This window comes from Paenibacillus shirakamiensis, assembly GCF_017874255.1.
GTDB lineage: Bacteria > Bacillota > Bacilli > Paenibacillales > Paenibacillaceae > Fontibacillus > Fontibacillus shirakamiensis.
On record NZ_JAGGLD010000003.1, the window covers coordinates 208,415 to 231,163 of the forward strand.

General features: G+C 43.3%; 26 protein-coding genes. All 26 read right to left on the reverse strand.

What is annotated here, in order from left to right:
* Window positions 1–8 precede the first annotated feature (8 nt).
* The 26 genes from J2Z69_RS10360 to J2Z69_RS10485 all read right to left on the reverse strand — a co-directional run bounded on the left by J2Z69_RS10360 (window position 9) and on the right by J2Z69_RS10485 (window position 22,733).
* Entirely contained in the window at window positions 9–332 is a 324-nt protein-coding gene (locus J2Z69_RS10360; RefSeq protein WP_209861860.1) for a hypothetical protein, read from the reverse strand.
* 24 nt (window positions 333–356) lie between these two features.
* A complete protein-coding gene (locus J2Z69_RS10365) occupies window positions 357–1,769 on the reverse strand; it encodes a FapA family protein (RefSeq protein ID WP_209861863.1) in 1,413 nt (470 codons plus the stop codon).
* Between the two features lie 32 nt (window positions 1,770–1,801).
* Window positions 1,802–2,590, reverse strand: a complete 789-nt coding sequence (locus J2Z69_RS10370; RefSeq protein ID WP_209861866.1) for a FliA/WhiG family RNA polymerase sigma factor — start codon at window positions 2,588–2,590, stop codon at window positions 1,802–1,804.
* 15 nt (window positions 2,591–2,605) lie between these two features.
* A complete protein-coding gene (locus tag J2Z69_RS10375) occupies window positions 2,606–2,995 on the reverse strand; it encodes a hypothetical protein (protein ID WP_245339195.1) in 390 nt (129 codons plus the stop codon).
* A gap of 14 nt (window positions 2,996–3,009) precedes the next feature.
* Window positions 3,010–3,507, reverse strand: coding sequence for a chemotaxis protein CheD (locus tag J2Z69_RS10380; protein ID WP_209861871.1), 498 nt, complete (start codon window positions 3,505–3,507; stop codon window positions 3,010–3,012).
* Window positions 3,504–4,091, reverse strand: a complete 588-nt coding sequence (locus J2Z69_RS10385; protein ID WP_245339198.1) for a chemotaxis protein CheC — start codon at window positions 4,089–4,091, stop codon at window positions 3,504–3,506. Before J2Z69_RS10385 ends, J2Z69_RS10380 begins: the two co-directional genes overlap by 4 nt.
* A gap of 36 nt (window positions 4,092–4,127) precedes the next feature.
* The gene (locus J2Z69_RS10390; protein ID WP_209861876.1) at window positions 4,128–4,589 is read right to left on the reverse strand and encodes a chemotaxis protein CheW; all 462 of its coding nucleotides are present in this window, start codon (window positions 4,587–4,589) and stop codon (window positions 4,128–4,130) included.
* A gap of 13 nt (window positions 4,590–4,602) precedes the next feature.
* Window positions 4,603–6,687, reverse strand: a complete 2,085-nt coding sequence (locus tag J2Z69_RS10395; protein WP_209861879.1) for a chemotaxis protein CheA — start codon at window positions 6,685–6,687, stop codon at window positions 4,603–4,605.
* 30 nt (window positions 6,688–6,717) lie between these two features.
* Entirely contained in the window at window positions 6,718–8,121 is a 1,404-nt protein-coding gene (locus J2Z69_RS10400) for a protein-glutamate methylesterase/protein-glutamine glutaminase (RefSeq protein WP_209861882.1), read from the reverse strand.
* A gap of 31 nt (window positions 8,122–8,152) precedes the next feature.
* The gene (locus tag J2Z69_RS10405; RefSeq protein ID WP_209861885.1) at window positions 8,153–9,046 is read right to left on the reverse strand and encodes a MinD/ParA family protein; all 894 of its coding nucleotides are present in this window, start codon (window positions 9,044–9,046) and stop codon (window positions 8,153–8,155) included.
* The gene (gene flhF, locus J2Z69_RS10410; protein ID WP_209861888.1) at window positions 9,043–10,389 is read right to left on the reverse strand and encodes a flagellar biosynthesis GTPase FlhF; all 1,347 of its coding nucleotides are present in this window, start codon (window positions 10,387–10,389) and stop codon (window positions 9,043–9,045) included. Before flhF ends, J2Z69_RS10405 begins: the two co-directional genes overlap by 4 nt.
* Window positions 10,386–12,419 (reverse strand): flagellar biosynthesis protein FlhA, encoded by a 2,034-nt coding sequence (flhA, locus tag J2Z69_RS10415; RefSeq protein ID WP_209861890.1) that lies wholly within the window; start codon window positions 12,417–12,419, stop codon window positions 10,386–10,388. The genes flhF and flhA overlap by 4 nt, the downstream gene beginning before the upstream one ends.
* Before the next feature lie 24 nt (window positions 12,420–12,443).
* Window positions 12,444–13,532 (reverse strand): flagellar biosynthesis protein FlhB, encoded by a 1,089-nt coding sequence (flhB, locus tag J2Z69_RS10420; RefSeq protein ID WP_209861893.1) that lies wholly within the window; start codon window positions 13,530–13,532, stop codon window positions 12,444–12,446.
* A gap of 21 nt (window positions 13,533–13,553) precedes the next feature.
* Window positions 13,554–14,309: a flagellar biosynthetic protein FliR gene (gene fliR, locus J2Z69_RS10425; RefSeq protein ID WP_425354999.1), complete on the reverse strand. Its 756-nt coding sequence runs from the start codon at window positions 14,307–14,309 to the stop codon at window positions 13,554–13,556.
* Window positions 14,310–14,353: 44 nt separating this feature from the next.
* Window positions 14,354–14,623 (reverse strand): flagellar biosynthesis protein FliQ, encoded by a 270-nt coding sequence (gene fliQ / locus J2Z69_RS10430; RefSeq protein WP_209861896.1) that lies wholly within the window; start codon window positions 14,621–14,623, stop codon window positions 14,354–14,356.
* Between the two features lie 60 nt (window positions 14,624–14,683).
* Window positions 14,684–15,442 carry a flagellar type III secretion system pore protein FliP gene (fliP, locus tag J2Z69_RS10435; protein ID WP_209861899.1) on the reverse strand — a complete coding sequence of 253 codons (759 nt, stop codon included), beginning with the start codon at window positions 15,440–15,442 and terminating at the stop codon, window positions 14,684–14,686.
* A gap of 8 nt (window positions 15,443–15,450) precedes the next feature.
* Window positions 15,451–15,963, reverse strand: coding sequence for a flagellar biosynthetic protein FliO (locus tag J2Z69_RS10440; protein WP_209861901.1), 513 nt, complete (start codon window positions 15,961–15,963; stop codon window positions 15,451–15,453).
* Window positions 15,964–15,974: 11 nt separating this feature from the next.
* Complete coding sequence (locus J2Z69_RS10445) at window positions 15,975–16,340, reverse strand: response regulator (protein ID WP_209861909.1); 366 nt, start codon at window positions 16,338–16,340, stop codon at window positions 15,975–15,977.
* Between the two features lie 25 nt (window positions 16,341–16,365).
* Window positions 16,366–17,658, reverse strand: a complete 1,293-nt coding sequence (fliY, locus tag J2Z69_RS10450; protein ID WP_209861910.1) for a flagellar motor switch phosphatase FliY — start codon at window positions 17,656–17,658, stop codon at window positions 16,366–16,368.
* Window positions 17,648–18,646 carry a flagellar motor switch protein FliM gene (gene fliM, locus J2Z69_RS10455; RefSeq protein ID WP_209861911.1) on the reverse strand — a complete coding sequence of 333 codons (999 nt, stop codon included), beginning with the start codon at window positions 18,644–18,646 and terminating at the stop codon, window positions 17,648–17,650. Before fliM ends, fliY begins: the two co-directional genes overlap by 11 nt.
* Window positions 18,647–18,685: 39 nt before the next feature.
* Complete coding sequence (locus tag J2Z69_RS10460) at window positions 18,686–19,141, reverse strand: flagellar basal body-associated FliL family protein (protein WP_209861912.1); 456 nt, start codon at window positions 19,139–19,141, stop codon at window positions 18,686–18,688.
* Window positions 19,138–19,362, reverse strand: coding sequence for a flagellar FlbD family protein (locus J2Z69_RS10465; protein ID WP_209861914.1), 225 nt, complete (start codon window positions 19,360–19,362; stop codon window positions 19,138–19,140). Before J2Z69_RS10465 ends, J2Z69_RS10460 begins: the two co-directional genes overlap by 4 nt.
* A 57-nt stretch (window positions 19,363–19,419) precedes the next feature.
* Window positions 19,420–20,238 (reverse strand): flagellar basal body rod protein FlgG, encoded by an 819-nt coding sequence (gene flgG / locus J2Z69_RS10470; protein WP_209861916.1) that lies wholly within the window; start codon window positions 20,236–20,238, stop codon window positions 19,420–19,422.
* 97 nt (window positions 20,239–20,335) lie between these two features.
* Window positions 20,336–20,716 (reverse strand): TIGR02530 family flagellar biosynthesis protein, encoded by a 381-nt coding sequence (locus J2Z69_RS10475; protein ID WP_209861920.1) that lies wholly within the window; start codon window positions 20,714–20,716, stop codon window positions 20,336–20,338.
* The gene (locus tag J2Z69_RS10480; RefSeq protein WP_209861922.1) at window positions 20,713–21,228 is read right to left on the reverse strand and encodes a flagellar hook capping FlgD N-terminal domain-containing protein; all 516 of its coding nucleotides are present in this window, start codon (window positions 21,226–21,228) and stop codon (window positions 20,713–20,715) included. The genes J2Z69_RS10475 and J2Z69_RS10480 overlap by 4 nt, the downstream gene beginning before the upstream one ends.
* A 44-nt stretch (window positions 21,229–21,272) precedes the next feature.
* Window positions 21,273–22,733: a flagellar hook-length control protein FliK gene (locus J2Z69_RS10485; protein WP_209861925.1), complete on the reverse strand. Its 1,461-nt coding sequence runs from the start codon at window positions 22,731–22,733 to the stop codon at window positions 21,273–21,275.
* Window positions 22,734–22,749 lie beyond the last annotated feature (16 nt).

Consider the following 22,749-nt stretch of genomic DNA (forward strand, 5'->3'; position numbering starts at 1 on the left):
TGTAATAGTTATAATGAAAAATCTATATTGAGACCTTTATATGGATGCTCTGCGGGATGATCAGCAGGTTTATCCTTGTCTTCTTCTCGTAATTTAGGTCCATGCTTTCTCGATTCATTATTAGAAGAAGCATGCTCTCCATCTTTTATCGATGTTTGAGTGGATTCGTGAATTCCACTACTCCTCTTGCGCTCCTGAGCTGCATCTTGGACGACTTGATGCTCTAAAGTATGTTGATTGTGAGCATGCCTCTGCAGATGATCTTGTTGCATTCTACTCGCATCACTCGTGCGTGGAACAGCAATTTGCAACTCAACCGCTTTGAAATCCATGGATAGACCTCCCCAACAGCAAACTCAGACGTAAGCTGACATTAAAATATCACCTTCACTGAAATAAAAAGTCATTCTTGAAATGGGATCATTTACGAATTTAGTATATCTACCGATGACAATTTTCGAACCACCATAGATCATTTTTATTACCTGTACTTTGGCACGACTAGTATCTTCAAGAGACTTCTCAATCTCTAACATGCGCTCTTTCAATTCTACTTGCTGACTCTTATGAAGCTTCTTTGTCATATTCAGCTTGGTCCGCATATCCATCTTATCTTGAGTTAACTTACCTAGCGAAGCCAATTGATCTAAAAGTGTTAAAGCTTTTTCTGACTTATCCAGGCTGGCGACGATTTCTTTGAACTGCTGTTTGAGTTCGACAAGTTCATTGCGAAGTTCCGGTAATGCACCCACTTCAATGGTTGTTGCCGTAGACATGGGGTTGCCAATTACCCGGGCAATGACCCGATCTCCTGCTTGAACATTCCCACCTATAATCAATCCTTTCGGACCGTTACAAATGACATTTTGTCCAGCACGAATATGGGAATGCATAATACTTTGAGAGACCAGGATGTCTGCACTAGCATGTACATTTCCATCTTGAACAAATGAGCTTTTTACATTTAGGCCCGCCTTAACGATGCCTTTGTTATAGCCAATAATGCCACCACTAATATCAATAGAACCTTCCGCAATCAGTTCAGCGCCTTCAACACCGCCAATGACTCGAATGTCTCCTGACGCAGTAATCCGGAATCCCGTTAATACATTTCCCCGAACGACTACAGTTCCTACAAAATTGATATTTCCTGTACTGTAATCAACATCGCCGTTCACCTCAAATACAGGGAATACATTCACTTTACCTCGCTCAGTAGGGGTAACGAGACCATCGATAGCGGCATACATCGCAGTCTGCTCCCCATTGAGGACAACATTTTTCCCCATTTTAAATCTCGCATTTTTTCCTGCCTTATAAGGCAGTTCTTCACCGGTTACTGCAATCCCGGACCTACCATCTGTAGGTGGAACAAGTTCAGCGATGAGTTGACCTCGTTGAATATTGTTTAGCTTGGTAACTTCTTTATAATCCACACTTCCGTCTTCGTTCTCTAGCGGTCCTGTGAAATCATCATAAATGGGCATAGTATAGCGTATAGAGCCATTAACTCCATGTATGGGATCCACGCCATATGCAACGGGAGTCCGGCTAAAATAGTATTCCTTCGGATTCAATACAAAACTTCGTATGATATCCTCTTGTAGCCCATACTTTACTCCGTGAGCAAGAAGGAATCCTTCCAGAACTTGCTCTGTGCAGCTGAAGGATTCATCTTCTTTAATAAACTGGATATAAGCCACGGTTTTCTCATTGGATATCGTTACGCTCAAATATTGATTCAAATCCAGTTCCACTTGCTCTCCCATCACTACCCCTCCATTTCAGATTAAAATGTACCTTAGTCATCTTGCATTAACAGATCCCGCTGTTTATCCAAGCTGCCGCGGAGCCGTAGAATCGCCTTAGAATGTAATTGTGAAATACGTGAAGGGGATAAAGACATCACCTCTGCAATCTCACTCAATGATAAATCTTCATAATAAAGTAAAGAAACGACCGTACGCTCTTTCTCAGTCAATTTCTCAATTCCCTTAGTCAATGAATCCTTTAAAAAGAACTCCCGGACTTTGTAATCCGGATTCTTCGCTTTGTCATCCACCAGTATGGATAGTCGAGTCTCGGTGTCTTCATCTCGGATAGGATCCTCCAAGGAACAAAGTGTCATTACAGCTACTTCTTGGAGCATGGTTTGGAAATCCTGGATAGAAATATCCAGATGATGGCTCATTTCTTCATCCGATACGGTACGTAAATACTGTTGTTCTAACTTCTGATAGCCTTCTTCAATTCGTTTTGCTTTCTCACGAACAGAACGAGGAACCCAATCCCCTTGTCTTAGCCCATCTAATATTGCTCCACGAACCCGCCAAGACGCATAGGTCTCGAATTGGAGTCCCCGTTTATAATCAAATTTCTCCACGGCATCAATTAGACCCATAACCCCATTACTAGCCAAATCATCTCTGGACACATTCTTAGGCAAACCTACGGCAAGCCTACCTGAAACATAATCTACAATAGGAAGAAATTTTTCAATCAATACTTTTTTGGCCTCGATATCTCCATGCTCTTTCCATTTCTCCCAAATATCTGCATGGTTCAGACCTGTTGATTTGCGCTCGTTCACTCGCCTTCACCCTCCTTATTTTTCTGTCAGGTGACGAACAGCCTTCGCCAGTTCCTCAGGATCCCGCTGTGATGTTGTAACCAGTTTTGGCGGACTTAAAGGTGAAAATTGGTTCGGCTGCTGCGAAACGTCCGGTTTTGGTTTGATTAAATCACTTAGTTCATCTGTCTCATCGGGGGTCGTGTAATCCAGTCTTGTCCCTCTATTGTAATCATCTATTCTATCTGCGGATAACTGAGGCTCACTAATCATCTTAAATACCCATCTGATTGCAAAGGCTAGGACAAACCATACAGCAAATGCCATCAAGCCTCTTATAAAACTTGTCAGCAGCATGTTGTTCGCAAAGGATACCATGAAGGTCAGCAAGAAGCCGATGCCTCCACAGATCCAGTTAAAACTCATTTTTCCTATCATGGCTACAATTCCTTTATACCCATTTGTGCACTACGTATGAACAATATTCCTGTCTCACAATCGAGTTCGATCGTGCGTCCATAATTACCACCCGTGTCTTCTGCAATTAAGGGTATTCCCAGTTCAGCTAACTTAAGCTTGCATGACTCTACATTTCTAGGCCCAATTCGCATGGTATCTCCTTTGCCCGCAAATACAAACATTTGAGAGCCACCTGCCATCTTAGCTACTATTCTTTTGGGTGAAGCTCCTAAACGGATTAATTTGTCAAAAACTGAAGGGACAGCTGTATCCGCATACTTAGCTATATTCAGCGCACCTTCACGAGCAATATCGGATGAAGGTAGCATAACATGGGCAAGTCCTGCTACTTTTAGGTACGGATCATACAAGGTTAACCCTACGCAGGATCCTAACCCCGTTGTTCGAATGACACCCGTTTTCTCAATAATATCAAGCTCGGCCATGCCCACTTTTACGATGCGCTGCTCATCAATCATTTCGTCGGCACTCCCAGCGAAGTAAAGATTTTGTCAAATGACTCGGGATCAGGTATCAAAAAGAACTGTCCTTCTACTTGCTGCTGATCTTCGATAAACGTAGTGTCTATAAGTAATGCGTCGTCTCCCATCTCACCAAACTGGAGTAAGCCATAACTTAGGATGGCTCCTGCCATATCAATGGCCAGTGCCGGAACGGTAGGCCACATAGACAATCCTGTGAAATCTGCTAAGGAAGATAGATAAGATCCGGCAAGAATATTGCCAATCTCGGACAAGGCCGACATTTCCATCTCCGTAAATTCGGACTCCTTAGCTACAGTCAAATTAGCTAGACGATGAAGAAGCTTTTTCCCGGCATCTGGAGTCATAATAAAAAACAAATTACTGGGTGCTTCGCCCTCAACTCTAAAAAATATAGCCAAAACAATTTCTTCCGCTCCGCCCACTCTTTCTGCGATGGCTTCAAAAGGAAGCATCTGGACTTTGGGAACTGCCATGTCAATCGGCTTGTCCAGCAGACAGGATAATGCAGTTGCCGCATTTCCCGCACCTATGTTTCCGATTTCTTTCAGTACATCCATTTTAAATTCCGCAAAGTCCTTAAAGAGATCCACGGCTTATCCCTCAATACTTTCCAATTGAATAATTTCACTTCGGTTCAAAACTTCGGAAAGATTCAGCATAATGAGCAGACGTTCCTCCGATACTCGCGCGACACCATCTAAATACTTGGCTTTAATTCCACCTACTACTTCTGGTGGTGCATCAATAATATCGGTATTCAAATCCATAACATCATTAGCAGAATCTACAATGAATCCCACTTCCAAATCTTCAGCAGTTACAATAATGATTCGGCTCTGTTCTGTGAAATCAGCTTCCGGCAATCCAAAGCGTCCCCTTAAGTCAATCACAGGGATAACTACGCCTCGTAGATTGATCACCCCTTTAACAAAAGAGAATGTCTTGGGTACCCGTGTAATAGGCAAAATTCTCTCAATCGTCTGTACTTTCTCTACTTCAATTCCGTACTCTTCATTCGCAAGCTTAAACACAATTACTTTAATATCCTGTCCCATGGAATTGCCTCCTCTATTTAATGAATGTATTTGGATCGATAATTAAAGCCACTTGACCATCCCCTAGGATTGTCGCGCCGGCAATTCCCTGAATCGAAGGAAGATATTTACCTAGATTCTTAATTACAATTTCGTTCTGTCCTATAAATTCCTGAACCGACAATGCAGCAAGTCGATCTCCCTTACGAATAACTACGATCTCGGTCTCTTCCTCTGCCTCTTCATCAAAGTCAGGAACGCCAAAGATCTGAGCTAAGGAAAGTAAAGGAATATGACTATTGCGATAAGAGACCATATTATAGCCATGCACTGAGCGAATCTGATTCCGTTCAATCAGTCCAGTCTCTACAATGGAGGAGAGTGGGATCGCATATTTCTCACTGCCAATCTGAATGAGCATCGCAGAGATAATAGAGAGCGTAAGTGGGAGCTGAACCGAGAACTTTGTTCCTTGACCCCATTTGGATGAAATCACTACTGTACCACCTAAGGACTCAATTTTACTTTTAACAACATCAAGACCTACGCCACGTCCAGAAATATCTGAGATGGTATCCGCTGTACTAAAGCCTGCTGCGAACAGGAGCTGAGCGACTTCATCATCCGTATAGGATGAAGCTTGTTCTGCGGTAACTACCGAATTTTTCACGGCTTTTGCCAGCACTTTGTCGCGGTTGACACCATAGCCATCATCTTGAATCTCAATAAATACGTGGTTACCGGAATGGAAAGCTTTCAAAAGCACAGTACCCGTGTCAGACTTCCCAGCAGCTAAGCGATCCTCGGTGGATTCTACACCATGGTCAACGGCGTTGCGCAGCAAATGCACCAGCGGATCTCCGATTTCGTCAATGACGGTACGATCGAGCTCAGTGTCGGCTCCTTCAATGACTAGATCTATTTTTTTATTTAATGTTTTGGCTAAATCTCGAACCATACGCGGGAATCGATTAAATACGGTATCAATCTGCACCATTCTCAGTTTCAAGACTATATTTTGTAGATCCGTACTTACACGGCTCATATGTTCCACGGTCTCCGTGAGATCCGCGCGTTTCACTTCACCCGCAAGTTGCTCTAATCTTACTCGGTCGATTAATAGCTCACTAAATAGATTCATTAGAACATCTAGACGTTCAATATCTACTCGAATGGTTCTAGAAGGCGTATTCGCAGCTGCTTTTTTTGCTTGAGGAGCATTGGCATTAGAATCTGTCTTCACGGGTACAGTTGTCTTGTCAATTTCCATAGCCACTGAAGTTTTCTCTTTAGGTATCTCGGGAGCTTCCACGGCAGCCGCAGCTTGAGTGGATACTTCCTGTGAAACTTGTTTTAGCGTTTCTGCATCCAAAGCTACAACTGATGCACGCTCAATTTCGGAGAGATTCAGTATCATTTGTTCGAGTTCGGCATCATCTTGCTGTGTTATGTAATAAAGGGAGAAGCTATAATCAAATTTATCTTGCTCAATATCCTGAACCGAAGGAGAAGACTTAATAACTTCGCCAAATCTCTCTAGTAAATCAAATACCATATAGGCACGAACTGCTTTCAACTGACAATCCCGGCGAATAGCAACTTCAATGTAAGAAACCTTATGGCCCTCACTAATAGACTGTTCAAGTACAGAGTACTGGAACTCATCCAATTGAATAGCCGCGGTAGTCATCGTTGGCTCAACATTACTAGAAGAAGCAGATGGCTGTTCCAAAGGATTTTCTCCACGAACAATAGCCTGTAGAGATGACACAATAGACGTCACATCTTCTTTACCTTCCCCACCATTCGCAATATCTTGAACCATGGATTGCAAGGCATCTAGACTTTTGAATAACGTATCAAATATGAAATCTTGCATCTTCAGTTTGTCATTGCGGACTAGATCCAGAACATTTTCCATCTGATGTGTTAAGGAAGCGAGGTCTTCGAAGCCCATGGTCGCTGCCATACCCTTCAAGGTATGCGCGGATCTAAAGATAATCTGAACAATAGAGATATCTTCTGGATTGTCTTCAAGTTCTAGCATTTTCTCATTTAACGATTGCAGATGATCATTTGACTCATCAAGAAACATGGATAAATATTGATTCATGTCCATGGTGAGACACCCCCTATAAGATTAAATTCTTCATTTCACAATCTTTACAAGCTTTGATGCAATTTCATATAAAGGAACAACTTCATTCACACAATCCAGCTCCACGGCGGATCTTGGCATGCCGTATACCACACAAGTCTCTTCACTCTCTGCAAGGGTTGAGGTTACACCAGCATCATGTAATTTTTTCATCGCCTTGGCACCATCACTTCCCATTCCGGTCATTAATACGGCGTGATGCTTGATCGATGTGATGGGTAATAAGGATTCAAACATGACATCGACAGATGGGCGGTGACCGTTGCGCAGTTCTTCCTTATTCAAATGAATAAGGCATTCACCAGCGGGTACTTGATGAATAATCATATGGAATCCACCAGGAGCAATGTAGGCTGTTCCCTTCTCAATCACCATGCCCTCTTCGGCTTCTACGACTTGCAGTGGACTTAAGCTGTTCAGCCTTTGAGCCAAAGAATGCGTGAAATTAGGAGGCATATGCTGGACGATGACAATTGGAGCTGGGAAATCGCTTGGAATTTGTTCTAGGACGGCCTTTAAAGCTTTAGGTCCCCCTGTTGAACAACCAATAGCCACCAATTCATTAAATTCTGTCCTTAGCCCTTGCTTTCGAGCAGGCTGGATAGAACGGGATGTTTGCACTTCTTTAGTTCCTGCATGTGCTAGTTTGTTTCTGGATCTTAGTTCAACAATTTCACTAGCAGCTGTAGGCTTGGATTGTGCTAACTTTTCCTTCTTATCCTTTGTGTTTTGACTACGATGAGTGTTCTCTGGTACTAATGTCTGATTATAGGATCCTTCTGCCTCCGAGGGCGACACATCGGAAGCCCGCGAAAGGGGCATGAGCAATGGATTCTTTAGTTCAAGTGGAGCAGCAGGTATTTCATTTGGAGAGTGGGTGCGATTAGGTGCATTCGCTGCAGGATGAGGATCCAATCTGCGATGACTATAACGCCTTTGTGGCAATAAAGCTGCGGCCCGTTCTGCCGCTTCTCTGGCTTCTCTGCGTTCCTTCATCTGCATGGCTGCCATAATTTGCTCGCGCAATGCTTGTCCCACTTGCTCTATACCCTGCGAGGTTGTGGCTGCGGAAGGTTTTCTAATGAAATCAAAAGCTCCCAGTTCTAAAGCCATAATCGTCTCTCGCATCCCTTGCTCATTAATACCAGAGAGCATAATCACAGGCAATGGTTTGTCTTGCATAATTGCGCTTAGAGCCTCAAGTCCGTTCATGATGGGCATTTCAATATCCATAGTCACTAGATCAGGCTGTAATTCTTTTACTAGTTCAATCGCTTCTTTTCCATGTACTGCGGTTGCTTCAACTTTCAAATCGGTATCTTCTTCAATTAAGTCTGATACAATCTTTCGCATAAACGCCGAATCGTCCACGACTACAATTCGATAAGGCTTCATGTCATGGCCTCCTTGTGTACCTTAGTAAGAATCATTTGGTGCGTTTGAGCCATCTGTGTAAAAATCCCTTGATTCCTGCAAAGGTGGTGTTGTCCTGCACAGAAGAAGCAGCTATGTATTCAGATGCTACTCGGTGTACATCGCGTGAAGCAGCACTAGAAGGGTAAGCAATAGAAAAAGGAACCTGCTTTTTGACGGCTTGGACAACATGTGGATCATCACTCATGGAACCGATCATCGGAATCTCTAGATTCAAGAATTTTCTGGCTACAAGCGAGATCTTTTCTGCAACCTGCTTAGCCTCACGTTCATGCTCGACTCGATTGATCATAAGCTTAAATGTAACGGGTTCTTGAAGGTCTAAGTTACTTACGACTTTGATTAGCGCATAAGCATCTGTGATGGATGTCGGTTCCGGGGTTGTAACTACTAGGCATTCATCTGCAGCCGTAATGAACTTCAACGTCTCTTTGGAGAGCCCCGCCCCCGTATCAAAAATAACGTAATCCATTTCCCCGGAAATTTCTTCGATCTGCTGTGTAAAATATGAGAGGTCAGATTCCGATAAGGTGAATAGGTCGATCATGCCAGACCCCCCCGCGATAAAAGGTAAACCATTCGTTCCATAATCAACGATTTCCCGAATCGACTTTTCTCCTTTTAGTAAATGATAGAGAGAATAGGGGGCTCTAACGCCCATCAGCACATCAATGTTCGCCATCCCAATATCTGCATCGAACAACAATACCTTTTTGCCTAAAGATTGTAGAGCTAATGCAAAATTAAGCGTGAAGTTCGACTTGCCTACGCCACCTTTTCCGCTACTAACTGTGATAATCTTCGCGACCCGATCTCCCGTGTCTGGAGAAGAAGATTGTTCCCTAGAAGTGATGATGTTGCGTAAAGATTGCGCTTGATCATTCATTTTCCTTGCTCTCCAAGCAATTGATTCACTAATAAAGCTACATCCGCTCTTAATAGATCGTCTGGAACGTTCTGTCCATGAGTCAAATAAGACAATTTCACAGGATAGTCATGCAACAGATTGAAGAGGGAGCCACATGTCTTTGTCTCATCAAGCTTCGTAAAGATTACTTTATCTAAGCCGAATTTGATGAAATGTTCCGTGATTTTTTGCATATCTTCTGTCTTGGAAGTTAGGCTAAGAACCAAATAGGTCTCGCTATGCTCATCTATGGACAAAAGACTATGCAGTTCGGCAACGAGTAATTCGTTTAAGTAATTACGACCTGCCGTATCCATAATAATTAAATCGCAGTATTGCAGTCTCTGTACAGCCCGCTGGACATCGCCCGGTGACTGAACGACTTCGAGTGGAACATTAAGTATCGAGGCATACGTCCGTAACTGTTCAATAGCAGAAATTCGGTACGTATCTGCGGTAATGAAACCCACTTTCTTTTGATTCCGGAAGATTTGATCTGCAGCCAGCTTGGCAATGGTCGTTGTCTTTCCCACACCCGTAGGTCCGGCAATATAGACCATTTTAGTTGATGCTGAAATCCCTTCCCCTAAGCGTCCTAGCAGAAAATCACCGATTTGCACTTGAAGCAGTTGACGGGCCTGACTAAGGCTTGCCTCCTCCGAATTCCACATAAGTAATGCAGCTGTTATCCACGCTTCCGCTAAAGTAGATTCAATGCCTTGAGCTACCAGATGATCCTGTATAATCTGTAAAGCTTCTGGTAGATCTGCTGTGGTCGGATCTTTCAAGGTCAAGCGGTTCATCATTTGTTTCATTTGCTTCAATTCATTAAAAAGTCGTTCCTCCGACAGATTACCTTCTGCAAGACTTTCCGGCTTAGAAGATGGAGGAGAAGAAGAAGAACTAGTCTGAGTAATTGTTGGCTCTACCTTTAGACTTTCTTGGGAATACGAAGCTGAATGTACTACGTTTGGCCCAAGCTCAGGTTCGATCTGCGAATCCGCAGGCCGCATCTCTGCCGAATTCAAGCCTTCCTTTTCCTCTGAATTCAACAGACGAGCTGATTTCTGGTAGGCAGCAGGCACACTGGCTCTAGCCACTGGAGCAGGCTGAGACATAGACTTAGCAGGTCTTGGAGCAGGCTTATCTTCCTTAGCCTCCACCGCAGCGATAACCTCTATTTTTTTCTTCTGGAACATAAACATAAATCCGCCTACTTTAAGTTCCTTTGAACTGAGGATGACCGCATCATTACCGAGTTCTGTACGAATCTTATGCATAGCTTCAGGCATGGTATCGACGATATACCGTTTTACCCTCATAAATTCACCACTCCCACACTCTGAATTTCTACGTTAGGCTCAAGCTCGCTATAGGAGAGAACGGGGATGTCTTGCATCGTACGTTCCATCACTTGTCTCAAATACATACGGATCGTAGGGGATGTAAGTACGATAGGTTGTTGCCCGGACTGAATTAAACGATTGATCTGTTCTGTAAGCTTTTGATAGACCGTCTGCGTTGACACCGGATCCAGTGCTACATAACTCCCCTGATCCGATTGCTGCACACTCTCGGCAATTTTTTTCTCTAACATAGGTCCCACGGTAATCACTTTCATCGTCTCACCTTGGTTCGTGTATTGCTGTGTGATCTGTCGGGATAAAGCCTGCCGTACATATTCGGTTAGTACATCAGGATCTTTGGTATATGAACCATAATCGGCCATCGTCTCAAAAATAGTAACCATATCCCGAATCGAAATTTTTTCCCGTAACAGCTTCGCCAGTACTTTTTGTACATCTCCTACAGACAGTACAGATGGAATAAGTTCATCTACAAGAATAGGGTAGCTTTCCTTGAGGTTATCCACCAACGTCTTCGTCTCTTGTCGTCCCAGTAACTCGTGAGCATGTTTCTTGATCATTTCTGTTAAATGCGTAGCTACTACGGACGGCGGATCTACTACCGTGTACCCCGCCAATTCTGCTCGTTCCTTAGTCGCCTCATCAATCCACAAGGCAGGCAATCCAAATGCTGGCTCTTGTGTCTCGATTCCAGTGACAGAATCATCATCATATCCCGGGCTCATCGCCAGATAATGATTGAGGAGTAACTCCCCGCCGCCAACGGTATTGCCTTTAATCTTAATGACATACTCATTAGGTCTCAATTGAATATTGTCGCGAATCCGAATGACGGGAACGACGAGTCCCATCTCTAGTGCACATTGTCTACGAATCATAATGATTCGGTCCAACAAATCTCCGCCCTGCTGTGTATCTGCAAGGGGGATGAGGCCATATCCGAATTCGAACTCGATCGGATCTACCTGAAGTAAGTTAATGACACTTTCTGGACTTCGCACCTCTTCGATCTGTTGTTCCTCCTCCTGCTGTTCTTGCGCGACTTGTTTGCGGTCCATGTTCTTCTGCATCTTATAAGCCGCATAACCAAGCGCCGCAGCTAGTGGGAACGTGGTTAGAAAGTGAATGGGTGTGAAAATGCCTAATAAAAGAATCGTTCCTGAAACGATATAAATTAGTTTTGGATAAATAAAGAGCTGACTCGTAATGTCATCTGCCAAGTTACCTTCTGAAGAGGCTCGGGTCACAATTAAACCTGCTGACGTTGAAATCAGCAGCGCCGGAATCTGACTTACCAGTCCATCCCCTATCGTTAAGAGGGAGTAGGTAGATACGGCATCCATGAAAGACATGCCTTTCATCGAAATGCCGATGATGAATCCCCCCACTAAGTTAATAACGAGGATGATAATACTCGCAATCGCATCGCCTTTTACAAATTTACTTGCTCCATCCATCGCTCCATAAAAGTCGGCTTCCCGTTCAATTTTACGACGACGTTCACGTGCTTGCTGTTCATTGATAAGCCCCGCATTCAGGTCTGCATCAATACTCATCTGCTTACCCGGCATCGCATCGAGTGTAAATCTTGCCCCCACTTCTGCTACCCGCTCGGAACCTTTGGTAATGACAATAAATTGTACAACCACCAAGATCAGGAACACGATAAACCCGACAACGGGCTGACCTTGCGATACCCAGCTACCAAAGGTAGCCACTACGTTTCCTGCACTCGCTTCACCCAATATAAGTTTGGTTGTAGACACATTCAGCGCCAGTCTGAACAAAGTTGTAATCAGAAGCATCGCTGGGAAGATAGAGAATTGCAAAGCTTCCTTTGTATTCATCGCTACCAGCAAAATCATCATGGCAAGCGAGATATTAATGACAAGTAGAATGTCCAGCAGCCAGCTTGGGATCGGAAGGATCATCATCAGCACAATGCCGATAATTCCGAGCAAAACAGATATTTCTTTGATTTTCATGCGGCCTCTGCCTCCGATCCCTTGTTATTTCACTTTTCCTTGTAACTTATATACGTAAGCCAACACTTCAGCAACCGCCTGGAAAAGATCCGACGGAATACTATCCCCGATCTCCGATCTAGCAAACAGTGCTCGTGCCAACGGCTTATTTTCCATAATAGTAATGCCGTGTTCCTTGGCAATTTCCCGAATTTTCAATGCTGTAAAATCCTGACCTTTGGCTATCACTTGCGGGGACTCCATATGAACACCATCATATTTAAGTGCAACCGCGAAATGCGTAGGGTTGGTAATAATTACGTCTGCCTTAGGGATCTCCTGCATCATACGACGCATGGCCATTTGGCGCTGACGTTCCCGGATTTTCCCTTTAATCATGGGATCGCCTTCCATTTTTTTATACTCATCTTTAATGTCCTGCTTCGACATCTTTATACTCTTTTCATGTTCATAACGCTGATAGAGAAAATCCAGAACTGCTAGAATGAACAAGGCTACACCAATCTTGATTCCAAGGTTCATTGTAAGCTTTACACTGAATGAAAACGTAGTTTCCACAGGTTCTTGACCTAGTTTTGCAATCTCGCCCCGCTCTCCCCAAATGGTAGAATAGACAAGATAAGAGATAATCGTAAGTTTAAAAATAGACTTAAGAAATTCCACCAAAGATCTAATGGAGAAAATATTCTTGAATCCTTTGATCGGATTCAGCTTGCTGAATTTCATCTTGATGCCTTCACCGTTCAACATAAATCCGACCTGTACGTAATTCGCTAACAGCCCCACGATGATTACAGCAACAAATACTGGAGCTAACATGATCAATATTTGAACACCATATCTCCCTAGCATATTGACTACATTATCATTCGTAACCTGCATAGTTAGACGCCCTACTAAAACTTCTGTGAACAAGGTTAGTAGCCGAGTCTTAATATAATCACCAAATATAAGCAGACATAAGAAGGAGGATAGTAGGACTAGAGAGCCTGAGATATCCATACTTTTGGCTACCTGTCCTTTTTTGCGTGCATCCTGTCTTTTCTTAGGGGTAGCGGTCTCAGTCTTCTCTCCGGCAAATAACTGAAGGTCGAGTCTGTGCCTGAATTGCAAGTCATATCCTCCATCCACATCTTACTTAGGCCTCTGCCCAATCGTTCCCATTAAGTTCTCAAGTGATTTGAACAAGATCTGGAATAAATATTCAAAAGCATAAACGAAACTGGGCAATAACAACATGAGCATGAGCAATCCCACGATAATTTTCAGCGGAATCCCTATAACGAATACATTGAACTGTGGTGCAGTACGGGCCAAAAATCCCAAAGCTACATCCGTTAAGAACAAAGAAACAACTAAAGGTGCCGACATCTGAAAAGCTAGTAGGAATGCCTGACTGAACGTGCGTAATACAAACTCTGAGATGCTGCCATTATACAAAGTTACAAAAAAATTATTGCTGAGCGGAATCCACTCATAGCTCCTCATCACGGCTTGCAAAAGATAATGATGGCCGTTGATACTTAAGAAGACGAGCGTTGCGACCATATACTTAAAATTACTAATAATAGGTGCCGATGCACCCGTCATTGGATCTAGAACATTGGCTATGCTAAAGCCGATTTGAATATCAATGAATGCTCCAGCCATTTGAATTACAGAGAAGATTAGTAGAGCGACGTAACCCATCAGAAGTCCAATTAGAATTTCACGGAACATCAGAATGACATATCCTAGATCAGGTGGAATGGTCTGATGCACACCCTGCACTAAGTAAATCATGAAAGCGATCATCGCCGATAAACCAATTTTGAAGATCGATGGCACCGATTTACTTGAAAATACAGGAGAAACCACAAAAAATGCTGTTATTCGACAAAAGATAAGCATAAAGATGGAGAAATTTTGTAGCAACAACGCTGTGTCCATCCCCGTTAACCGATATAACTAGCTAAATTACCTAGAATATTGGCTGTAAAATCAACCAACGTGGTTAATATCCACGGGCCGAACAATAGAAGTGCTAACAAAACCGCTACAATTTTAGGAACAAAAGCAAGTGTCTGCTCCTGAATTTGTGTCGTTGCCTGAAATATACTGATGATGAGTCCCACCACTAGACCCAAAATCAGCATGGGTGCACTGACTTTTAAAACGGTGTAAACGGCTTGTCCGGCCAACCCGATAATAAACTCCGAACTCATAACCGTCCTCCTCGTTCTAGCAAGATATAGACTCTCTCTTAGGTATCCGCTTCTATTTCGTCAAGTATTGAAGCTCATTAGAAGGGATTTGATAACCAAGTACCATCCATCTACAAGTACAAATAATAAAATTTTGAAAGGTAATGAGATCATTACCGGTGGTAGCATCATCATCCCCATGGCCATAAGTGTACTCGACACAACAATATCTATAATGAGAAAAGGAATAAATATCATGAATCCCATTTCAAATGCGGTCTTGAGTTCACTGATTGCATAGGCGGGAACCAACACTGTAATCGGAATATCTTCATATGTCTTAGGCTTCGGAGTCTTCGTATAACTCATAAAGAGTTGAAGATCCTTCTCCCTCGTATGCGAAGACATGAACTTCTTCATCGGTACAGCTGCTTTTTCGATAGCTACCGTCTGACTAATGTTACCCTTAAGGTACGGTTGTAAAGCCACATCATTCACCTGCGAGAGTGTTGGGCTCATAACGAATAAGGTTAGGAACAAGGCTAGACCCACCAGAACTTGGTTCGGCGGCATCTGCTGTGTTCCAAGTGAACTTCGGACAAATCCAAGGACAATCACAATACGGGTGAAACTGGTCATTAACACCAGAATCGCAGGCGCTACACTTAATATCGTAACGAGAAGAAGAATAGAAAGTGAACTTGTGCTTGGCTTACTGCTATCCGAGCTGCCGACTTGCACATTAATGTTAGGTATAACATCTGCTGCAGAAGCAATGGTTACCGAAAAAGCACTGAGAATCAAAATAAGTAAACTTACAATTATGACCTTTTTCTTCATGTAACCCTCTACCGATCTTTAGATTGTTCGTCCTGGAGTAAATCCTCCATCTGTTGTTTGCGTGTAGGCAATTTTCTCAACTTGGACTCAAACACTTCTTGAAATGGTGTTCCCTCTAGCTCTTCGTCCTGTGTCGCTTTTGGCTTACGAAGTCGTGTAGCCCAGCCAGAGAGTGTAGAGGAGAGACTTGCGAAGTCCGAAGTCCCCTCCTCGAAAGAAGTGAGCAACAAGGCTACTTCTTCCGGCTCTGCTATTTTATCTACGAGCGAGATATTTTCTCCTACACCAATTACATATACAGAACTACCCACCTCAATGACCTGTAGAGATTTGTTAGGTCCAAGACCCACAGCTCCTAACGTTCGAATCGACTGTGTCCTTGTAAACAACCGGTTCCGTCTTCCCAAGAAACGGATAAGAAAAACAATCAATACTACAATGACTATGAGTACGATAATGACATTTACTACATTGGAAATGAATCCGGTTGTACTAAAAGGTGTATCTACTTCTAAATACATGACGTACTGCCTTATATACCGAGTGTTTTGTTAATAGCTTCTACAACTCGGTCTGATTGGAATGGCTTAACAATAAAGTCTTTTGCCCCTGCTTGAATCGCATCGATAACCATGGCTTGCTGGCCCATAGCTGAACACATAATAACTTTAGCAGCAGAATCAATTTTTTTGATTTCTTTAAGTGCTGCAATTCCATCCATTTCAGGCATGGTGATATCCATGGTAATTAGATCTGGACGAAGTTCCTTGTATTTTTCAATAGCTTGAGCGCCATCTTGTGCTTCCCCGACAACTTCAAACCCATTTTTTGTCAGAATATCTCTGATCATCATACGCATAAAAGCTGCATCATCTACGATAAGAATACGATTTGCCATTACTATAAATCCTCCCTAACCATCTCTATTGTAATTTTTGAATGCGGTCCCACTGGCTGACGATGTCTGTTACACGAACCCCAAAATTCTCATCAATAACTACGACTTCACCTTTAGCTATCAACTTGTTATTTACTAGAATATCGACAGGTTCGCCTGCTAGCTTATCCAGTTCAATTATGGAGCCTTGGGAAAGCTCCAAAATATCCTTAATTTGCTTTTGGGTCCTCCCTAATTCTACGGTTACATTAAGCGGTATGTCCATCAATAAGTTCAAATTGTTCTCATCGACATTCCCATAAGATACCGGTTGTAGGTTAGAGAACTGCACAGGCTGAACGTTAACATTCCGATTTGTTGCATTTCCATAATGTTGCGGTTCTGCAGGCGGATAATAATTTTGCTGATTTGGATGTGCATAAGGCTGCTGATAAGGTGCTTGTTGCTCCATCTGTTGTGGTTGTTGATACTGCTGTTGATTATATTGCTGCTGTGGTTGCTCATATTGCTGTTGCTGCTGTGGCGGCATGCTCCCGGCCGGGATAGACGCAGGCGGCTGTTGTGATACAGGGGCCTCTTGTACAGGTACAGGCGCTGCTTCTGCCGCTGGAGCTACTTCTTTGTGTGCTGGAGCTGGGTCTGTCCCCCCTCCAATGAGGCTGTTTACCATATCTTTCGCAAATTGCACAGGTAACAGCTGCATAATTGTGGAATCTATCAAATCTCCGATTCTAAGTCGGAACGAGATTTTGATTAATGTTTCATCTGGAGGCAAGTTGCCTACGCCATCCCCACTATCCATATTCAAAATATCTATTCCTGGAGGAGAAATGTTAACGAATCGATTGAAAATGGTCGACATAGATGTAGCTGAAGATCCCATCATTTGGTTCATTGCTTCCTGCACGGCACTGACGTGAATTTCGTTCAGCTCTTCATCCGCTGGATTTCCCTCCCCTCCAAGCATGAGGTCCGCAATGATCTGGGCATCTCTAGTTTGAATAACGAGAGAGTTGATACCTTGGAACCCCGCGACATAAGTAACATGAATCGCTACATGTGGTTTTGGGAATTCTTGTTGGAATTGCTCCCGAGTAATGATGCCAACTTTTGGCGTAGTAATATCTACTTTAAGACTCAGCAAGTTAGATAGAGCTGTTGCTGCACTACCAAATGTGATATTACCAATTTCACCGAGGGCATCCTGTTCAAGCGCAGTCAAGAAGTCGTCGACTGTCTTCTCATTGGACTCTCCTTGAACAGCCTGCTTGAGAAGAGCATCGATTTCTTCTTGGGACAAATAGTCTTTACTCGTCAAATTCTTCAACTCCTTCGCTGACAATTTCATCAATCTGAATGGCGACTCGGTCTTTGATGGTTCCCGGGCTGCCGATATATTTCATCTTCTCGCCTACTCGAATCCTAAGCCCCTCCTGAACCGGCTTGTTCAGTGTAATCACATCTCCAACCGAAAGCCCGAGGAACTCTCGTATTGACAGCTGAGAATCTCCAAGTTCTGCAATAATGGGCAGTTTGGCTTTGCTAACCCGCTGTCTAAGCGCCTCCACTTCTTCTGGTACTCGCGATTTTTTCTGCGACACAAACCAGTGATGGACGGATAACTTGGGCATAATGGGCTCGATCACCACATGTGGAATACAGAGATTGATCATACCTGAAGTATCACCGATTTTCGTGCTAAGAGAGATCAGTGCAATGGTCTCATTGGGTGAGACAATCTGCATGAATTGCGGATTCGTCTCTAGCGCTTCCATTCGAGGAGAGATGTCAATGACCGATTTCCAGGCTTCTTGCAGGCTCTCAAAAGCTCTGCTGAAGATTCTTTCCATAATTATGGTTTCAATCTCTGTCAGCGTACCGATCTTGGAAGGTGCCATCCCAATACCACCAAGCAATCGGTCTAGCATCGCAAATGCAACATTGGGATGAACCTCAAGCACCATTCTACCTTCAAGCGGCTCGGCCTCAAAAATATTTAAAATCGTCATTTTGGGAATCGAGCGAATGAACTCATCGTATGGTAGCTGTTCTACCTGTACTACGTTAATTTGTACAAAGGTACGCAGCTGGGCGGAGAAATAGGTGGTTAGGTACCTGGCAAAGTTCTCATGAATTCGGGTCAAACTTCGAATATGATCTTTGGAAAAGCGAACAGCTCTTTTAAAGTCATAGGCTCTAATTTTTTTCTGTGTATCTTCTTTTTTGAGTTCTTCCGCATCCATCTCACCGGAAGAAAGCGCCGCAAGCAAAGCGTCTATCTCATTTTGCGATAGGACATCTACCAACTTATTTCACCCCCTAAAAAGGATTTGTCTATCGATATTTTATATAGTTGTCATAATAAAGTTAGTAATATCGACCTGAACTATCTTCCCTTCCGGGAGCGTACTATTAATTAGATTCATAAGTTTATTTGCAAGTTGATCTTTACCTTTAGCTCCGGTTAACTGATCCGGTTTGGAGTCGGCTAACGTTTTGATAATAATAGACTTTAGCTTAAAATCTTTGATTTTTTCAAATGCTTCTTTGGCTTTAGCGTTGTTGAATTGAAATGCAAAATCCATCACGACTACATAGTTTGGATCCGACAAGTTCGTCTTGATGCCTTCGAGTATGCCTGTGACTTTGACCAGATCATCAGCAGATAATGCTTTGACTGTCTCTGGTTTGGCGGCACTTGCCGATGAATTCTTGTTCATAGTAAGAGCCAGGAAGACGACCATTCCGACCAATACCACAGACAGAACAATCGTAATCATCCAAGGAGCAGCTTTTTTCATGATAATTCCTCCGTTTGATGCGCTTTAATAGTTGCCGCGTGGATGCCGATCTCCGTGTAATATTGATTAACCAACCGAATAATCTCAGCAGATTTCTCCAGAACGATAAAACGTTTCCCCGTGACAAGCGTAATATATGTATCTGGGGTTTCCTCAACGGTCTCGATCAATAAGGCATTAAGCCACATCGGCGTACCGTTCAAGCGCGTTACAGCAATCATGACGACCCTCCATAAAAGTCCGGCAGGAGAAGTTCTTCTCCCCCGGCTCTCTCAAAATTAACGTTTCAGGTTCACTACTTCTTGCAATACTTCATCTGACGTAGTGATAATTCGAGAATTCGCTTGGAATCCACGCTGAGCTACGATCATTTCTGTGAATTCTCCAGTTAAATCTACATTCGACATTTCCAATTGGCCAGTAACCATGGCACCTGTTCCCGATTCAGCACTATTCGCTGTTAAATAGGTAAGCGTATCATTAATATCCGCGTTTGGGGTTGTGCGGTACATGTTCCCGCCCACTTTTTCTAGTCCCTCGGGATTCGTGACTTTAACTACACCAATTTTTACATCAGAATTTGTAGTACCATCGCCGGCTTTTTGAATAATCGTGCCATCTTGCGAAATAGTGAAGGCAGTAGTCGTGTCCTCAATAGTAATAGGTGCACCTTCACTACTCATGACAAGCATGCCATCAGATGTAACTAGATTCCGAGCTGCATCTAGGTGGAAATCTCCTGCACGGGTAAGGAAAGGAACTTCCTGATCCGCTGAAAGCTTGACAGCGAAAAATCCATCTCCATCAATTCGAAGATCAAGCGGATTGTTAGTTGTCTGTGCACTACCTCCCGTATGGAGTGTATCTACTGAACCCACTTGAACGCCAAGGCCAATTTGCTTAGCGTTCACGCCGCCTTGCTCACCAGCGGTAGGTGTGGTCACCCCGGATACCGTCTGACTCATAATATCTTTGAACATTACACGTCCTGCCTTAAAGCCCACCGTGTTGACGTTTGCGATATTGTTACCAATAACATCTAATTTGGTTTGAAAACCTCTCATACCTGATACGCCCGAATACATTGATCTTAACATTGAATAAATTCCTCCTTAAGATGGGATCGGATCAGCTGCTTCCATCGATCGGCAGCTATACTTGGCTTCCGAAACCGGGCCAGCCAAGTTGTTACAATTAAGAAATAATTACGGCGCTATCAATCTGTGTAAACACATTGTCTTTCATACTTTTTCCATCCATGGCTGTGACCACGGTTCGGTTATTTACATTTACAATGAGGGCCATATCTTTCATCAAAATCAAAGAATCTTTAGACCCTTTGGCTGCAGCATTATCTATAGCAGATCCAATCTTAGCAATTTGTTCAGGTGCAAGCTCAATGCCCCGTTGTTCTAGCCTTTTGACCGCATGGTTGCTGAACTTAACCACATGATCTTGCAGCATCTGCTGGAAGGAGACTTGAGATTCATTGGATGCAGTCGGCTTAGACCGTGTTACGGCGTTCGGAGGAATTCTGGACGGATATAATCGCCCTACGGAGATAGGTTCGTTCATGGCATTCCCGCTCCGGTCGTCGTATTCGTAGCAGCAGATGTAGTCGGTTTGCTATTATCGATCTGTAAGATTTTATCCAGCGCAACTTCCTTATCTCCGACCTTAGCGTATTGAACCCCACTTCGAATCACAATAGAATCAACAATTCCGTTTAGACTTGAAGTATTCGTTACGGCTTGTCCGGTTGACGAATCATACTCTACACCTTTAGTGGTCTCAGACCATGTAATCTGTTTGCCAATAAGGCCTGATAAGTTGCCTAAATTCTGGTTCATATTCGTTAACTGAGTAGAGATGTTCATAAGCTGCTCTACGGAAGTGAACTGCGCCATTTGAGCTATAAATTCTTTATCTTGCAGCGGTTGCGTCGGATCCTGATTACTTAACTGAGTAATCAAAATTTTCAAAAATTGATCTTTACCCATGGATTGATTATCTTTAGCTGCTGCCTTTTGGACATTAGAAGTTGAATAATTTGGCCATGTTGTGTTAGTTGGTGTAACATTTGCCATGTTGTTGTGCCTCCTTTCCAAGCAGGTTAAATACAGATGGAATACTAAGCTTTAGCTACAAATGAACTACCGTAACCTTCCTCTTTAGAACGAACCTCGCGTACCCAATCGTTCCACTCATCTGTCATATCTGCCATTTGAATGGCATCATCCGTTGCTTCGCCACGTTGTCTTGTTCCCTGATGTTGCTTCCCTGCTCCGCTTCCTGACTGACGACCATCATGATACATATGCGAGGAGAGCGATTGGTTCTGAGTAACTTCCAACTTTTCTACTTGGATCCCTTGATTCTGCAAAGCCACACGAAGTTGGTTCATCTGTTGTTCTAATGAATCCTTAGCAGAGGCGTGTTCTGTGGCAAACTGTGCAATCAGCTGTCCATTTTGTAACGTGATCTTCACATCGACTTGCCCCATATGTTCTGGGAACAATATAATACGTGCTTCTGCCCCCCCTTGAAGTTTGAGAATATCTAATTTACTGACGACGAAACTGCCCATTTCTTTTGCAAATTGATCGACGGGAACAGCTGACGTTGCTACTTTAGCTATAGTGAATGTTCCTGATTCTCTCATTTGTAATTGACCCGCGGTCATGACTACATTGTCTGCAGTGGATAGCTTATGTTCCGTAGTTGAATCTTCTAGATGGAGGGCATTCCCTTTCGATGCTTTAGCCATCACAGCGCTGAGTGGAGTAAGCGAATCTTTTACAATCTTCACATCTCCAAGTTTGCTGGGTAGGGACGCATTATCGATTGATTGGTTTTCTTTCGCCTGACTTATAATCTTTTGCAATGATCTAAACAGTTGAGAAGTAACCAGATCTTCTTTTGAACCCATTACGTTTGTATTTTCAAAGTTAGAGACATTCTGAAGAGTCGCATCATTTAGATTGACAGCTCCTTTGCCAACTTTCTCTTGAACTAAAATAGAAGGAGAAAGTTCTAGCTTCTGTAGTACGAGTGTGTTATCTTTCGTGCTCACTTCTGAAGAACTATTTAACTCATTCAATAGCTGAGCAATGCTATCCTGAACAGCAAATCTGATAGTATCTGGATGCTTCGCAATAGTAGGAAGAGCTGAACCTTGCTCCTGCACTTCTCCTGAATCTCCAGAAGCTTGATATAGCTCAGGATTAAGAAATTGCTGAACTTGCTGCAACCATCCCTGAAGAGTCGCCATTAGAGAGGGGTCCGCAGCGATCAAGGCATCCAGATCCCCCATGCTTTGCAGTACATCCTCAAGACCTGCAGTATCCTCTGTATCCTTTGTCTCTGTAGATGGGAGTGAATCAACGCTATCTCCTTTGCTTACTTCTTGCGCTTTTTGTGTATTTGCGGTGTCCGTAGCTACTTGCCCCCCGAGCGTCGCAATTAACATTTGTACAAGCGTCTGGCCAAAAGGAAGGGCTGCAGTTGTAACACTCTCACCCGTTTTCGTTCCTGCTGTACTTTTTGCAGTTGATGAAACATTGCTTCCTGAACTATTGATCATTAGGCTCATTTTATTCACCTCCCTT